At 40.8% G+C, this 14,985-nt stretch carries 14 protein-coding genes; 6 read left to right on the top strand and 8 right to left on the bottom strand.

The annotated features are described in order from the left end of the window. Window positions 1–139 precede the first annotated feature (139 nt). Entirely contained in the window at window positions 140–913 is a 774-nt protein-coding gene (gene gloB, locus FD725_RS09370) for a hydroxyacylglutathione hydrolase (RefSeq protein ID WP_179051486.1), read from the top strand. 129 nt (window positions 914–1,042) lie between these two features. On the opposite strand, the gene FD725_RS09365 is transcribed toward gloB, so the two are convergent. Further along, window positions 1,043–1,288 carry an antitoxin gene (locus FD725_RS09365; RefSeq protein ID WP_179047875.1) on the bottom strand — a complete coding sequence of 82 codons (246 nt, stop codon included), beginning with the start codon at window positions 1,286–1,288 and terminating at the stop codon, window positions 1,043–1,045. A gap of 439 nt (window positions 1,289–1,727) precedes the next feature. On the opposite strand from FD725_RS09365, the gene rplI reads away from it, so the two are divergent. After that, window positions 1,728–2,186, top strand: a complete 459-nt coding sequence (gene rplI, locus FD725_RS09360) for a 50S ribosomal protein L9 (protein ID WP_179047874.1) — start codon at window positions 1,728–1,730, stop codon at window positions 2,184–2,186. A gap of 93 nt (window positions 2,187–2,279) precedes the next feature. Beyond that, window positions 2,280–4,955 (top strand): replicative DNA helicase, encoded by a 2,676-nt coding sequence (locus FD725_RS09355; RefSeq protein ID WP_179047873.1) that lies wholly within the window; start codon window positions 2,280–2,282, stop codon window positions 4,953–4,955. 112 nt (window positions 4,956–5,067) lie between these two features. Here FD725_RS09355 and FD725_RS09350 read toward each other — a convergent pair whose 3' ends face one another. Together FD725_RS09350 and FD725_RS09345 are read right to left on the bottom strand one after the other, a co-directional pair. Further along, on the bottom strand, window positions 5,068–5,604 hold the full coding sequence (locus tag FD725_RS09350; RefSeq protein ID WP_179047872.1) for an FKBP-type peptidyl-prolyl cis-trans isomerase: 537 nt from the start codon (window positions 5,602–5,604) through the stop codon (window positions 5,068–5,070). Window positions 5,605–5,681: 77 nt separating this feature from the next. Then, entirely contained in the window at window positions 5,682–6,005 is a 324-nt protein-coding gene (locus FD725_RS09345) for a phasin family protein (RefSeq protein WP_179047871.1), read from the bottom strand. A 136-nt stretch (window positions 6,006–6,141) separates the two neighbouring features. Between FD725_RS09345 and FD725_RS09340 the strand changes: the two genes are divergently transcribed. Next, window positions 6,142–6,453: a TIGR03792 family protein gene (locus tag FD725_RS09340; RefSeq protein ID WP_179047870.1), complete on the top strand. Its 312-nt coding sequence runs from the start codon at window positions 6,142–6,144 to the stop codon at window positions 6,451–6,453. A gap of 396 nt (window positions 6,454–6,849) precedes the next feature. On the opposite strand, the gene FD725_RS09335 is transcribed toward FD725_RS09340, so the two are convergent. The 3 genes from FD725_RS09335 to FD725_RS09325 form a co-directional block, all read right to left on the bottom strand. Beyond that, window positions 6,850–8,091, bottom strand: a complete 1,242-nt coding sequence (locus FD725_RS09335) for a hypothetical protein (protein ID WP_179047869.1) — start codon at window positions 8,089–8,091, stop codon at window positions 6,850–6,852. Between the two features lie 116 nt (window positions 8,092–8,207). After that, window positions 8,208–10,040: a bifunctional serine/threonine-protein kinase/formylglycine-generating enzyme family protein gene (locus FD725_RS09330; RefSeq protein WP_179047868.1), complete on the bottom strand. Its 1,833-nt coding sequence runs from the start codon at window positions 10,038–10,040 to the stop codon at window positions 8,208–8,210. A 244-nt stretch (window positions 10,041–10,284) separates the two neighbouring features. Continuing rightward, complete coding sequence (locus FD725_RS09325) at window positions 10,285–11,085, bottom strand: ABC transporter permease (protein WP_179047867.1); 801 nt, start codon at window positions 11,083–11,085, stop codon at window positions 10,285–10,287. A gap of 620 nt (window positions 11,086–11,705) precedes the next feature. Between FD725_RS09325 and FD725_RS09320 the strand changes: the two genes are divergently transcribed. Continuing rightward, window positions 11,706–12,791: a glycosyltransferase family 4 protein gene (locus tag FD725_RS09320; RefSeq protein ID WP_179047866.1), complete on the top strand. Its 1,086-nt coding sequence runs from the start codon at window positions 11,706–11,708 to the stop codon at window positions 12,789–12,791. A gap of 45 nt (window positions 12,792–12,836) precedes the next feature. Here FD725_RS09320 and FD725_RS09315 read toward each other — a convergent pair whose 3' ends face one another. Continuing rightward, entirely contained in the window at window positions 12,837–13,238 is a 402-nt protein-coding gene (locus FD725_RS09315) for a DUF1499 domain-containing protein (RefSeq protein WP_179047865.1), read from the bottom strand. 224 nt (window positions 13,239–13,462) lie between these two features. Here FD725_RS09315 and FD725_RS09310 point away from each other — a divergent pair, with 224 nt between their 5' ends. Then, entirely contained in the window at window positions 13,463–14,611 is a 1,149-nt protein-coding gene (locus tag FD725_RS09310; protein WP_179047864.1) for an alanine--glyoxylate aminotransferase family protein, read from the top strand. Between the two features lie 169 nt (window positions 14,612–14,780). Here the strand turns inward: FD725_RS09310 and FD725_RS09305 are convergent, their stop codons facing one another. Then, window positions 14,781–14,978 carry a hypothetical protein gene (locus tag FD725_RS09305; RefSeq protein ID WP_179047863.1) on the bottom strand — a complete coding sequence of 66 codons (198 nt, stop codon included), beginning with the start codon at window positions 14,976–14,978 and terminating at the stop codon, window positions 14,781–14,783. Window positions 14,979–14,985: the final 7 nt, after the last annotated feature.

Raw genomic sequence — 14,985 nt, 5'->3', positions numbered from 1 at the left:
GTGATTAGTTCCTTTTCTAGCTTTCTTTGTTTAGTTATCAGTCAATTAGAATGGTGTATGGCAATGTAGCAACAATACTTAAAAATAAAGTAGCGTCAGCATAGATAGTGGATATTCACTAACGAAATAGGGGGAGATGATGGAAGTCATTCGTCTGGCAGTACTCTCGGATAATTACGTATTTCTATTGTATGATTCTCAACAAAATATTGCTGCTGTTGTTGATCCGGCGGAGGCTGAACCTGTACTGGAAAGATTATCGGCTCTAAAAGCTGAATTAGTAGCAATTTTTAACACTCACCACCACAATGATCATGTTGGTGGGAATAAGAAGTTAATGCAACATTTCCCACAAGCGATAGTGTACGGTGGAGTTGAAGATCGAGGGAGAATTCCAGGACAACAAGTGTTTTTGCAACAAGGCGATCGCGTCCAGTTTGCTGATAGAGTAGGGGAGGTAATTTTCGTACCCGGACATACTCGCGCTCATATTGCTTATTACTTTCCTCCCCAAACATCAGACGCAGCAGGTGAATTATTCTGTGGTGATACGCTGTTTGCTGGTGGTTGTGGTCGTTTATTTGAAGGTACACCAGCCCAAATGGTAGAGTCTTTAACTAAGCTGCGTTCTTTACCAGAAAATACCCGTGTTTGGTGCGCTCACGAATACACATTAAAAAATTTACAATTTGCTCTGACTATAGACAGTAATAATCATCAACTACAAAAGCGTTTCGATGAAGTCAAAACAAAACGCCATCAAGGAGAAGCTACTGTCCCTTCACTACTCGGAATAGAAAAACTGACTAATCCTTTCTTGCGTTGGGAACAACCATCATTGCAACTAGCAGTTAAAAGTAATGACCCAATCCAAACATTTGCCAGAATCAGAGGATTGAAAGATAAGTTTTAAGCAATAACAACATTTAACGAGAATACCCGCATTTCTCACAAGCGGTAGGGGCGGGTTTACAGAAATGATTAATGATTAACAATGATCTTAATGAACCCGCCCCTACAATCTTTGGACAAAGAGAAAACCTCAGTTTAATAAGTCTGGTGAGAAATCCAGTAATAGTCCTTCGCCAACATCGGGAAATTCTTCGTCAATGTCATCAAGGTTGGCGAAGACTTCTAGGAGAGATTTTTTTTTGTAGGGTTCTATGATAAGTTTTCCATCTTCTTGTCGGATGATAACTTCTGAGGTTGATAAAGTTAATTCTTGGGGAATAGGTAAGGTTTGAATATCGCCTTGTTGAATGAGTTTAACGTGATATTCGGTAGACATTGTAATTCTCCTTAAGTGCAATATATTAGGACTTACGCACTCAACCAATAAACCATAAAAGAGGGTGGTCAATAGTCCATAGTGAGATAGTGCGTTCCTGAGCCACCCCCGTGGGCGGGTTTCCCGACTTGAGGGAGTGGCGTGTCGCCTTGCGTCGGAAAGCAACTATCGAACCCGTAAGGGTCCATCGTCAAAATCAAGTTTTTTTGGACTGTTGACTCTTGACTGTTGACAAAAAAGCCAGAAAATTTAGTGACACTGTATAAGTCCTAATTAAATATTTTTAAGTTTTTTGGCAGCAAAGAGTTGCGATCGCCCCCGGCAATTCGCTAGGATCTGTAAGCTTTAGGGTATAGAACTGCTGGGAATACAGCTACACTGATGTGAGCTATCCTGCTGCCACCCAAGTTAATGAGATTTTACAGGAAAAACAGAAAACATGGCAAAACGCATACAATTAGTTTTAACAAAGGATGTCAGCAAGCTAGGCAGATCCGGCGACTTAGTGGAAGTAGCACCTGGTTACGCTCGTAACTTTTTGATTCCTCAGAGTTTGGCAACTCATGCTACACCCGGTATTCTCAAGCAAGTAGAACGCCGTCGTGAACAAGAACGGCAACGTCAATTGGAACTCAAGCAACAAGCTGAAGCACAAAAAGCAGCATTAGAAAATGTTGGTAGCTTGAAAATTGCGAAACAAGTTGGGGAAAACGAGGCAATTTTTGGTACTGTTACCACCCAAGATGTTGCTGATGCTATTCAAGCTGCCACCAGTCAAGAAGTAGACCGTCGTGGCATCACAATTCCTGATATTGGTAAACTGGGTACTTACAAAGCCGAAATTAAGCTGTTCTCTGACGTAACAGCACAAATCGATATCGAAGTTGTAGCTAGTTAGTTCGGGGATGGGAAGAGGATCAGGAGATATGAATGAGAGTCATCTTCCCATCTCCCCCTCTCCCACTCTCCCTCTCCTCACTCCCCATTGTCTATGGCTGAAGCATTAAGTTTTCAAGGCGACAGTAGCAACAGTCTCCCACCCCAAAATATTGAGGCGGAAGAAGCGATTTTAGGGGGTATTTTACTTGATCCAGAGGCAATTGGTCGAGTTAGCGATCGCCTCATCCCAGAAGCATTTTACATCAGCGCCCACAAGGAAATCTATCAAGCTGCCTTGCGTCTCCATGCCCAAGGTAAACCCACCGATTTATTAGCGATTACAAGTTGGTTAACTGACCATGATTTACTTACCCGCATTGGTGGTAGAAATAAGTTAGCCACATTGGTAGACCGTACAGTTTCGGCTGTAAATATCGATGCCTTAGCAGGGTTGGTCATGGATAAATACCTGCGACGGCGTTTAATTAAAGCTGGGAATGAAATCGTCCATCTCGGTTACGAAACAGAAACAGAATTACCAATAGTTTTAGACCAAGCCGAACAAAAAGTATTTGGTGTTACCCAAGAACGTCCCCAATCAGGTTTAGTTCATATTGCCGAAACTTTAATTAATAATTTTCAAGAAATTGAAGAACGCAATCAAGGTATCGCCTTACCGGGAATTCCTTGCGGTTTTTATGATTTAGATGCCATGACTAGTGGCTTCCAACGTTCTGATTTAATTATCGTCGCAGCTAGACCTGCAATGGGCAAAACCAGCTTTTCGATGAATATTGCCCAATATATTGCCAATTACGAAATTGAGAAAAAGCGCGATTACATCGTCGAACGTAAAAAATTACCAGTTGCTGTCTTCAGTTTAGAAATGTCCAAAGAACAACTAGCACAGAGGATGTTAGCTAGTGAAGCCGAAATTGAGAGCAATTATTTACGCAGTGGTCGGCTGAGTCAAACACAGTGGGAACCTTTAAGTCGTGCCATTAGTAAACTTTCCGAGATCCCAATTTTTATTGATGACACGCCAAATATTACCGTTACCCAAATGCGGAGTCAAGCAAGACGACTGCAAGCAGAACAGGGTATGGAGTTAGGTTTAATCGTCATCGATTACTTACAATTAATGGAAGGCGGCGGTGATAATCGTGTCCAGGAGTTATCAAAAATTACCCGTTCTCTTAAAGGTTTAGCTAGAGAATTATCTGTTCCTGTAATTGCTTTATCTCAGCTAAGTCGTGGTGTGGAAGCACGTACTAATAAGCGTCCCATGTTGTCGGATTTACGTGAATCTGGTTGTTTAACTGGTGATAGTTTGGTGACGTTAGCAGATAGCGGTTTACAAGTACCAATTCGAGAATTAATCGGACAATCTGGTTTTGCAGTTTGGGCTTTGAATCAAGCAACAATGAAGTTAGAAAAGGCAATAGTCAGTAATGCTTTTTCTACAGGAATAAAGTCTGTATTTACCTTAACAACTCGGTTGGGACGAAAAATTCGTGCCACAGCTAATCACAAATTTCTGACAATTAATGGTTGGTGTAGATTAGATGAACTAAATCCTAGACAACATATCTGTTTACCAAGACATCTACCTAATTGCGGGAAACAAACAATAACTTATGCTGAAGTTGCATTATTAGGTCATTTAATTGGTGATGGTTGTACATTGCCACGTCATGCGATACAGTACACTACCAGAGAGATAGATTTAGCCAAGAATGTTGCTTTTTTAGCAAGAGAAGTTTTTGGAGATGCAGTTGCACCGAGAATTTCACCTGAACGCGGCTGGTATCAGGTTTACTTGTCTGCAACACAACACTTAACTCATGGTGTAAGAAATCCTGTAGCCAAATGGTTAGACTCTTTTGGTATTTTTGGTTTAAGGTCTTACGAAAAATTTGTACCTCAAGAATTGTTCTCACAACCAGAAGAGTTAATAGGTTGTTTTCTCAGACATATTTGGAGTACAGATGGATCTATAAAGTTGGTTGGAGGAAAAAGGTTAAGACCTATTGCGTATTATGCAAGCAGTAGCTACAGATTAGCTGTTGATGTACAAACACTTTTGTTACGCCTTGGTATTAATGCAAAACTCAAGATAGTTCCTCAATTTGGCAAGGGTAGAAACCAGTATCATGTAAAAATTACTGGTAAACCTGACCTTGAATTATTTATCAAAAAAGTTGGAGCAGTAGGAGAATATAAGCTAGATTCACTCCAACAAGTTTTTCAACATATGGAAAACTGCATTCACAATACTAATAGAGATGTAATACCCAAGGACGTTTGGAAAAAACACGTAGTACCTGCAATGCAATCTGTTGGATTTACAACAAGAGTATTACAATCCCACATTGGAACATCTTACTGTGGCACTGCGCTTTACAAAACAAATTTGAGTCGAGAAAGAACTCTAAAAGTTGCTAATGTTGTTAAATCAAATGAATTGCTTGCTATTGCTAAGAGTGATGTTTATTGGGATGAAATAGTTTCAATTGAAGATGGCGGTGAAGAAGAAGTATTTGACCTGACAGTTCCTGACTTACATAACTTTGTTGCTAATAACATTATTGTTCACAATTCTATTGAACAAGATGCGGATTTGGTAATTATGTTATACCGCGATGATTACTATAACAGTGATACTCCCGATCGCGGTATCGCTGAGGTGATTGTAGCTAAACACCGCAACGGCCCCACCGGCACAGTAAAACTCTTATTTGACCCACAATTTACCAAGTTTAAAAACTTAGCTAGGTCAGGGTATTAAAGGAGTGCTGAGTCAGGGAGTCAGGGAGTCAGGGAGTGCTGAGTGAGGAGTCAAGAGTTTTCTTATCTACCCTTACACCCCTACACCCCTAAATTCCTACACTCCTAGACCCTTACTTAACATCCAGCAACTCTACATCAAATAACAGGGTGGCATTGGGAGGAATTACACCACCAGCGCCACGTGCGCCGTAGCCTAAATCTGCGGGGATGATTAATTGACGACGACCGCCTACCTTCATGGTACTGAGTCCTTCGTCCCAACCTTTGATGACTTGACCAACACCGATGGTAAAGCTGAAGGGACGATTGCGATCGCGTGAACTATCAAATTTAGTACCATTTTCTAGAGTACCAGTGTAGTGAACTACAACAGTTTGTCCAGGTTGAGGTGTTGCGCCAGTTCCCTCTTCTAATTCCACGTATTTCAATCCAGAATCAGTAGTGACAACGTTAGCAGCATTAAAAGCAGCATCAGACATAATATTATTCTTGGTTGGAGTATTGTTTTCAGTAACGCTTGTGGCTGCTGGTGGAGTTTGGGTTAAATTAGCAGCAATGGCAGAGTCCTGCTTACTGCCAACTTGTGTTAGCACCAAAACCACGACACATAACAGCATGAAACCCACGCTGAGTAAAATTGCTTTCAAAAGTAGCCCTCCTACTGAGGCATTTTGGCAATTAAAATTACCAACAGGACACAATTAGTTTAAATCACAAAGATATCCTAACGCCAAAGCTTATTTTCTAAATCGCGCACTTGTCTCTCTAAACGGTCAATTCTCCCCCGGAGTTCGTCAACCTCGGACTGACGCGCCACACCTAAATCCTGCATCATATTCCGCATTTGCCGTTGCATTTGGGCTTCCCAAGTTCCCTGCTCCGACTTAAGCTGCTGTACAATATCATCCATTACTACCTTGGCTTGTTCGGGGTTGAGCTTACCATCTTTGACCAATTCATCACTCACTTCTTTCAGTTTTTCCGCGACTAAAGACGTTGTCCCAATACCGAGCATCATTAGCTGCTGCAACCAATTACTGCTGTCCATACTCTTTTCCTGTTACTTGTTTCACACCAGCAGATCCTTGCTCTTGAGTCTATACAATCAAGCTATGCTGGAAGGATAGTTATTCTAGCCTACACCTCTATTTTGGCAAATTAGTAACCACTGAGAATGAAAGAATATGGTTATAGAATTTCTTAAGTTCAAAGTTGACCCTAATCTCCGGGAAAATTACATTCAGAAAGATGCGGAAATTTGGACAGCAGCGTTGGCTGAGTATCCTGGTTTTCTGGGTAAGGAGGTGTGGATTAATCCTGATGATCCCACAGAGGTGATTTTCCTGATTCGTTGGACAACTCTGGAACTATTGCAAGCTATACCAACATCAGATGCAGAGAAAATTGAGCAAAGGTTTGCTCAAGCTGTCGGTCATACTCATGAGTTAGTGCAGTCAGGGGTATATCAGGTACAGGAATTAAGTCAGTCAGCTTAAATCATTGTCTTTGAGATCAGGCAATAGGAATAGGGGTGTTATAGCTTAGTACATTTTTCTGTTTTCTGTAGTTGATGTTCAAAGACTATTTATAAGGCAATACAGTTCAGTTAAGGCTAAAAACTAAAAATAGCGTAGGTTGGGGAGCCACTCACGTGGGCGGGTTCCCCACGCCAGTCCGCACAACGGGGGGAACCCCCGCAAGCGGCTGGCTTGACTTGAGTGAAGTGGCGTTTGAGGCTTTGGGAAACCCAACACCAATACTCATACTGAGTTTTTAAGATCCATGTTGGGTTGCGCTGCACTTAACCCAAGCTACTAATACACAAATTTAGCCTTGCCACGCCACTACAGGAATTCTTGATAAATAACCTCATAAATAACTTTCAAAATTACTCAATTGACTAAGGCTTGGATTTTTTGGCGAAATGCAACAAATATTTGGTAGATATCAGCTTTTAGCCAATGGGGTAGAGAGGATATAAATAAGTAAACTAAACCAGAAAACACTAACCAGTTACACAATTCATCCAAGACGAAAGCCAGATACATATTAATACTGGCTCGAATAATTAAATACCAAAAAGATAAAATTGTGGCTGATAATGTCAAGGCGGCTACGGAAAAGTAAGGCGGTTTTCTCTGCTTGAGCCAAGCGACAATTTGAGGAATAGTAAAAATCAGAAACATCAGCCGATAATCCCAGTTATTCCCAAAGATAAAAGTACAGATATAAATGCCAGCACCAACTCTAAAAGCATCTATATATTGGTATTTTTCTGGGGTAGATTCACGCTCCCCTGGATATTTGAGCATGAATGATAAAGATACTAAGAATATTCCCCCTAGTACCCAATCAAATACAGTAGGCAACCAATATTTGATGATTTTTAAATAATGCGGATTTTTCACAAATTGCTCTAATCGTAACAACAAAACATTAGCTCCGTAGGACACATCTGTACCCCTGGGTGTCACCTGAATCATTTGTTTTACATCTGGAAGAGTCAAGCCTAAATAAATTAAAAATATCAAACAGGTAATAGCTAATATTATCCAAAATTGAGATTTTTTTGCTTTTAAAATTAAACCTATGCCAAAAATCGGAAATAGCTTAAGAAACCCAGCAAATATAATAAAGCATAATCCAGCGATCGCTGAACTATATCCTACTCTAATCCCTAGTGATAAAATAAAAAATAAAAACAAGTCAGGTGTAGCTCTTTCTATGCCAAACATGACTGCTGGCGAAATAAATAGTAATGAGAGTACACAAGCTGTGAGGGTATCTAGCTTTTTGATAAAAATGAAGGGACTTAACAAGAAAGAACCAATAAAAATACTACCGAGTAAGGTTGTATGACTTTGATTAATGCGAAAATAAAACAGCGTATTCCACAACCGAGAAAGATTCATGGGACGATGCCAAGGATCTCGCACATTATTAAACAGTGGGTCATAACCTAACGCATAAGCTTCGGAACCACTAGTAATAGCACGTGTATCAGCAAAGTGTGGCTCCATATAACGGATATGCCACAATTTCCAAATAGCGTTATAACCATAAAATTGGTATATCAGGTAACTGGCAACCAAGGCGGCAATAAACACAAATAACAGTATTAACTTGCCTTTCATATTGCTAATCAAAGTCAACTTATCGTATATACGTAGTAGTTAATACTTAATAATAAGTAAAAGTTGTTGCCAGCAAAATTAAGAAGCTATATAACTCTGTGAAGAAACCATGAATATTATATTGCGGAAAACACAACTCGAAAGCCACATATCCGCAAGCCGCCGTCCGACTCGTTCCAGCTACGGCTGGCGCTGCGGCAAAGTTCGGCGCTAAAGTTCCAGGAACCACCACGTAAAACCCGACGATAGATATCACCACCGTCTTCCCAGATGCTACCATCTGTCGGTGCATCGTGATAGTTGTTATGCCAAGGGTCAGCACACCATTCCCACACCAACCCGTGCATATCATATAATCCAAAGGTGTTGGCTACCTGGAAACTACCGACATCAGAAGTTTCTTTACGGTATGTGTGATGAGTCTCGTTGCTAAAGTTGGCTAAATTGGGGGTAATGGTTTCGCCAAAGTGAAACGATGTGGTAGTTCCGGCGCGACAAGCATACTCCCATTCTGCTTCACTGGGTAGACGATATTCTCGTCCAGTTTTGTGTGATAGTCTGGCACAAAATTCTAAAACTTCATGCCAAGAGACATTTTCCACTGGACGATTTTGACCTTTGAATTTGGAAGGATAAGGATTTAGTGGTTGTTTGATTTTGGGAAAAGATGCAACAGCTCGCCATTGTGCTTGGGTTATAGGGAATTTTCCCATAAAAAAGGGGGCGATCGCTACTTGGTGTTGGGGACGTTCGTCTGCGTCTCCCTCAAAGTTGGGTGAACCCATGAGGAATGCACCACCAGGGATAGACACTATTTCTAACTTTACATCTTTACTCAATTCTTCCATAAAGCACAGAGCATTAGTGCGATCGCGGTTCACTATTCTACCCGCCGTATCTACCGTCACCACATCAAACTCAAAAGTTTTTAAGGGGGGTAGGGGTAGTTTGGTTTTTTGGGTGGTTGGTGCTACCGGAACTAATGTTGGTTGAGTATTTGGGAAAATTTGTGTTTCTATCGGCAGTTTTGTCGATAACTTCAAGTCATCAATTACTTCTACTGCTGATTGATATCTATCACTAGGTAAATGCTGGAGTAATTTATTTAAGATATTGCTTAAATCATCGCTAATGGTAATATTTTGTTGTTGTAAATACTCTTGCCATAACCACTTACCATTCATCGGATCATAAAGACCATCATCAATATGTCCATAGGGATTTTGTTGTGGTAGACATTGTGTCATTAGTCTCACACAAGTTACACCCAAAGCATACAAATCACTAGCATGGCAAGCGAAACCTGCCATTTGTTCTGTAGGTGCATAACCAAGGGTATAAATAGCTGTTGCTTGTCTCGCTATACTTGTTTGAGTGACTTGTTTAGCACCACCAAAATCAATCAATACTAACTTACTGTCACTCTCACGACGGATAATATTTTCTGGTTTAATATCCCGGTGAATAACGTTATGAAAATGAATAAATTCCAGTACTGGTAATAAATCACTTAACAGTTGACGAATTTTTACTTCATTAAAGGGTTGTTGTTCAACTTCTTGTATCAGAGTTAAACCTTTAATGAATTCTTGCACTAGATATAAGCTAGAACCTTGTTCAAAATAAGCTAGTAATCTCGGTATTTGACTGTGATTTTCTCCCAGTTCATATAACCGAAATGCTTCTTCCTTAAAGAATTCTGCGGCTTTATTCCGTTGTCCAGTGCCTTGAATTTGCGGAAAGAATTGTTTGATGACACAAGGCGCATCTAATCTATCTGCATCTTCGGCTGCGTATGTTTTACTAAATCCACCTTCACCTAATAGCCTTAATACGCGATAGCGATTTCTTAAGAGTTGGCCAAAGTTACTTTGTCCGCAACTGATACAAAATCTGTTGCCATCAGGATTGAAAGGGTTTGAGCAATTGGGATTTTGGCAGATTTGCATAATGAGGGGAAGGTAGCATCTTGTCCAAAGTTAGCCCCAATATTATCGAATTTAATACCGATATCTAGACAAATAAATATTAACTTTAATTCATCTATTAGTAGATACTCAAATGCCAAGCTAGAGATGAATTATTTAGTTAATTTGTTACTCATTGCTGGGTACTTTTCAAGGAGTTAACTAATTTAATTACTTCCAGCATAAATTTATCAGATTAAGTTTGTCAACAGTGGTTTAGTGTGACTTATTTACGCTCTCCCAATGCGCGAATTGATTCTGCAATAAAAGCAACAATTGCTGATACTAAAATTAGTAAAATACTGAGAGCATTAATATCAGGTTTCACACCTGTTCTAATCCGACTAAAAATTTCCATTGGTAGAGTGTTAGAACCGCTACCCGCAGTAAAACTAGCAATGAGAAAATCATCTAAACTGAGGACAAATGCTAGTAAACAACCAGCGACAATTCCTGGCATTAACTGCGGTAATAATACTTGGAGAAAAGCTTGTACTGGTGTCGCACCTAAATCTAATGCAGCTTCTTCTAAATGAGGATCTAAATTGGTTAAGCGTGATGAGACTACCAACCCAACATAAGCTAGACAAAACACTACATGAGCAGCCACAATTGTCCAGATACTCAAAGGGATAGCAAAGGTAGCCAGGAAAACAAGAGTAGCAACAGCGATCGCAATATCGGGAATAATTAACGGTAGATAAGCAATCCCTTGGTACAATCTTTTACCAGGAAACTGATAACGCGCCAACCCCACAGCCATCAAAGTCCCCAGCACTGCAGCAACACCCACAGCACAAAAGGCGACAATTAAACTATTTTGCAAAGCTGATAAAATGCGATCGTCACTCAACAACTTGCGATACCAATCAAGGGTGAAGCCTTGCCAACTGGCACTATAAGGTGATTGATTGAAGCTATAAAAACCCAGTACTATAATCGGCAGATACATGAGTATAAACATGATTACTGAGAAAACCGCCTGCCATGAGACAAGCGGTTTTCCTTTATTTGTAGAAATATTCATGTTTTTATTATTTATAATGTGCCAGCTTAAAATATATGCGACTAGATAGCAAACGTCAACAGATTTAGTCAATAGTCATTGGTCAATAGTCAATAGTCAATAGTCATTAATCATTAGTCAATAGTCATTAGTCAATAGTCAATAGTCAATAGTCATTAGTCATTGGTCATTGGTCAGAACTCTCTCACTCAGCACTCCCTACTCAGCACGGGCTGCATCGCCCCGCTTCCGCTAACAGCACTCTATAAAGTCAACATAGTATAGGACTCATATTTGATTTTTGTTGGCGTAGCCTGTGCTTACACAAAAAAGTCAGTACACCTCTAATTTCCTTCTTTTCTGTCACCTGTTACCTGTCACCTGTTACCTACCTAAACAAGTCTGTCCAGTAATCAAATCGGATTCCCATAGGACAACTTTTATCTTTGGGGAATAGGCAAATTTCCCTACTTAGATAGACGAAGAATCAGGAATTAAAAGTGTAATATTTAGGAGAAATTAATTTTAGAATCGGTGTTAAAAGCTAGTTTCTAGTGCCAAATTTTAGTGAGGTTTCAGCACTATAGAAACAATCAACAAATACACGCAAGGCAAATTTTCATTTGTTAGGAGGTTTTCTGATGCGAATTGCTCAAGTAGCTCCATTATGGGAAAGAGTACCGCCGCCGGCTTATGGTGGTATTGAGTTAGTAGTGGGGTTACTAACTGATGAGTTAGTCCGACGTGGACATGAAGTAACACTGTTTGCATCTGGAGATTCTATTAGTTTAGCAGAGTTAGTATCAGTTCATCCCCGCGCTTTGAGGCTGGATTCTAGTATTAAAGAATATGGCATTTATGAAATGCTACAATTGGGTTCAGTATACGAACGTGCAGCAGAATTTGATATCATTCATTCCCACATGGGTTGTGCTGGACTTGCTTACTCAAAACTGGTAAAAACTCCGACGATTCATACCTTACATGGTGTTTTTACTCCTGATAACGAAAAAATGTTTCAATACGCTAAAGATCAACCTTTTGTGAGCATTTCTGATGCACAACGGGAACTCAGATTAGGGCTGAATTATACAGCAACGGTTTACAACGGCATTGATGTTAGCAGTTATAAATTTTATCCCCAACCTGATGAGCTACCATATTTAGCCTTTTTAGGGCGGATTTCTCCAGAAAAAGGCACACATCTGGCAATAGCTATTGCTAAACAAGCTGGGTGGCGATTGAAAATAGCAGGAAAGGTAGATGTTGTAGATACAGAATATTTTGAAAAAGATATTAAACCTCTAATTGATGGTCAACAAATCGAGTATTTAGGTGAAGCTAACCATGAGCAGAAAAATGCTTTAATGGGTGGTGCGGTGGCAACGTTATTTCCTATTACTTGGCGTGAACCATTTGGTCTAGTGATGGTAGAATCAATGGCATCTGGCACACCAGTGATTGCCATGAAACTAGGTTCTACTTCAGAAGTAATTGCTGATGGGAAAACAGGTTTCCTTTGTCATAGTGTTGATGAGTGTATCAATGCTATTAATAAAGTTACGGAATTAGACCGTTATGCTTGTCGTGAATATGTCCAACAACGGTTTAGCTTACAAGCCATGACTGATGGCTATGAGGCAGTTTATCGGCAAATCCTGCAAGAACGCTTTGCGAGTAATGGCAATCTCCGTAGTAAAGCTGGTTTAGTTAACATTCGCAATTAGTCCAAAGATTCCTGACTTCTCAAAGAAGTCAGGAATCTGAAAAACTTACGAACTTAATTCATTAAATTTGCTTTTAATTGTTTCTATTCTTTGACGATTCACACCCAAATCACTTTGACCCAAACGGGAAGCCGATCGCACGTGAATCACATTAGCATTATTATCTAAATAGAACTCTACATCATCGACAAATCCCATCAAAGCGCTGGTAAATTCAGCGTAAATATAATCCTCACCTTCATTGATGATTTTCGTCCTGGGTAAGGATTGAATCACTGTTTTCAGATTAGCGATCGCCTGTTGTGGTGTCAAACTAAAAGTTAGAGGCGCAATTTGGTGAACTGTGTCTGCACTCTGACTAGATACACAGTTAGGAGAGTTAGGACAAGCAGCTAACTTACCATCACGCACACCTAAATTATTCGGTCTTTTGCCTGCAAAAACCATGATTGAGAAAAGGGGTTAGGGACTAGGGGTATAACCAGTGAACAGTGAACAGTGTTTATTAACTGATAACTGTTAACTGATAACTGGTAACTGAACAGGAGCTTGGTCAGCCCTCAACATCAGACTACATCTTTCGGTGACAGAGCAAAATAATCCCTAGATAGAGTCAAACATGGGTGATGCGATCGCTTTATGATCCGGTAAGTATCATATCAGCGAAAACTATGACGACAACCATCTCCATAAATGACAGTCAACGCCTACAACTCGCACCGCTAGAAGTTCCCTCCCGGCTGCTATTGGGGCCAGGGCCATCAAATGCTCATCCAGAAGTACTACAAGCGATGAATGTCTCACCAGTAGGGCATCTTGATCCCGCTTTCCTCAACTTGATGGATGAAATTCAATCTCTGCTACGCTATGTGTGGCAAACAGAAAACCCCCTCACCATCGCTGTCAGTGGTACAGGAACAGCCGCAATGGAGGCTACCATTGCTAATGCTGTCGAACCCGGTGATGTAGTTTTAATTGGTGTAGCCGGTTATTTTGGTAACCGCCTTGTAGATATGGCGGGAAGATATGGTGCAGATGTCCGCACCATAACTAAACCTTGGGGACAAGTCTTTTCCCTAGAAGAAATCCGCACAGCCCTAGAAACCCATCGCCCAGCAATTTTAGCTTTAGTTCATGCCGAAACTTCCACCGGCGCACGTCAACCTTTAGAGGGTGTGGGCGAATTGTGTCGAGAATTCGGGACTTTATTACTAGTAGATACCGTCACCAGTCTGGGTGGTGTTCCCATATTTTTAGATGCTTGGGGAGTAGACTTAGCTTATAGCTGTAGCCAAAAAGGTTTAGGTTGTTCCCCCGGCGCTTCACCCTTCACCATGAGTTCCCGCGCCGTGGAAAAATTACAGCAACGCCGTACCAAAGTGGCAAACTGGTATTTAGATATGTTGTTGTTGGGTAAGTATTGGGGTAGCGAACGTGTCTATCATCATACTGCTCCCATCAATTTATATTATGCCTTGCGAGAAGCCCTCCGTTTAATAGCCGAAGAAGGACTAGCAAACTGCTGGCAGCGTCACCAAAAGAACGTAGAGTATCTATGGGAAAGCTTAGAAAATATCGGTTTGAGTCTGCACGTAGAACGAGAGTACAGACTACCAACCCTGACAACAGTCCGTATTCCCAGTGGAGTTGATGGTAAAGCAGTAGCCAAGCAGTTACTCAACGAACATAACATTGAAATTGGCGGCGGTTTAGGCGAATTAGCCGGTCAAGTTTGGCGTGTCGGACTCATGGGTTTCAACAGTCGTAAAGAAAGTGTAGACCAACTTATAGCAGCGCTAAAGCAAGTTTTATCTGAGTGATGAGTAGTGAGTGGGGAGTGGTGAGTGCTGAGTGCTGAGTGCTGAGTGGGGAGTGGTGAGTGAGAAAAGAGTAATAAATCATTAGACATCTCCGAAAATGAATGTAGAGACGTTGCAGTGCAACGTCTGTACAAGGATTTCGGGCAACTTGTCCTCAAATCCTCAATACCTAATACCCAATCCCCAATACCCAATACCCAATCCCCAATCCCCAATCCCCAATACCCAATCCCCAATCCCCAATCCCCAATCCCCAATCCCCAATCCCCAATACCCAATACCCAATCCCCAATCCCCAATCCCCAATACCCAATCCCCAATACCCAATACCCAATCCCCAATCCCCCCAACCACTGTGAATTTCCATGAGTCTT

It is taken from the genome of Nostoc sp. TCL26-01 (assembly GCF_013393945.1).
In the GTDB taxonomy this organism is placed as follows: domain Bacteria; phylum Cyanobacteriota; class Cyanobacteriia; order Cyanobacteriales; family Nostocaceae; genus Trichormus.
Note: the sequence above shows the minus strand (reverse complement) of the source record. Positions and strands in the feature narration are given on the sequence as shown.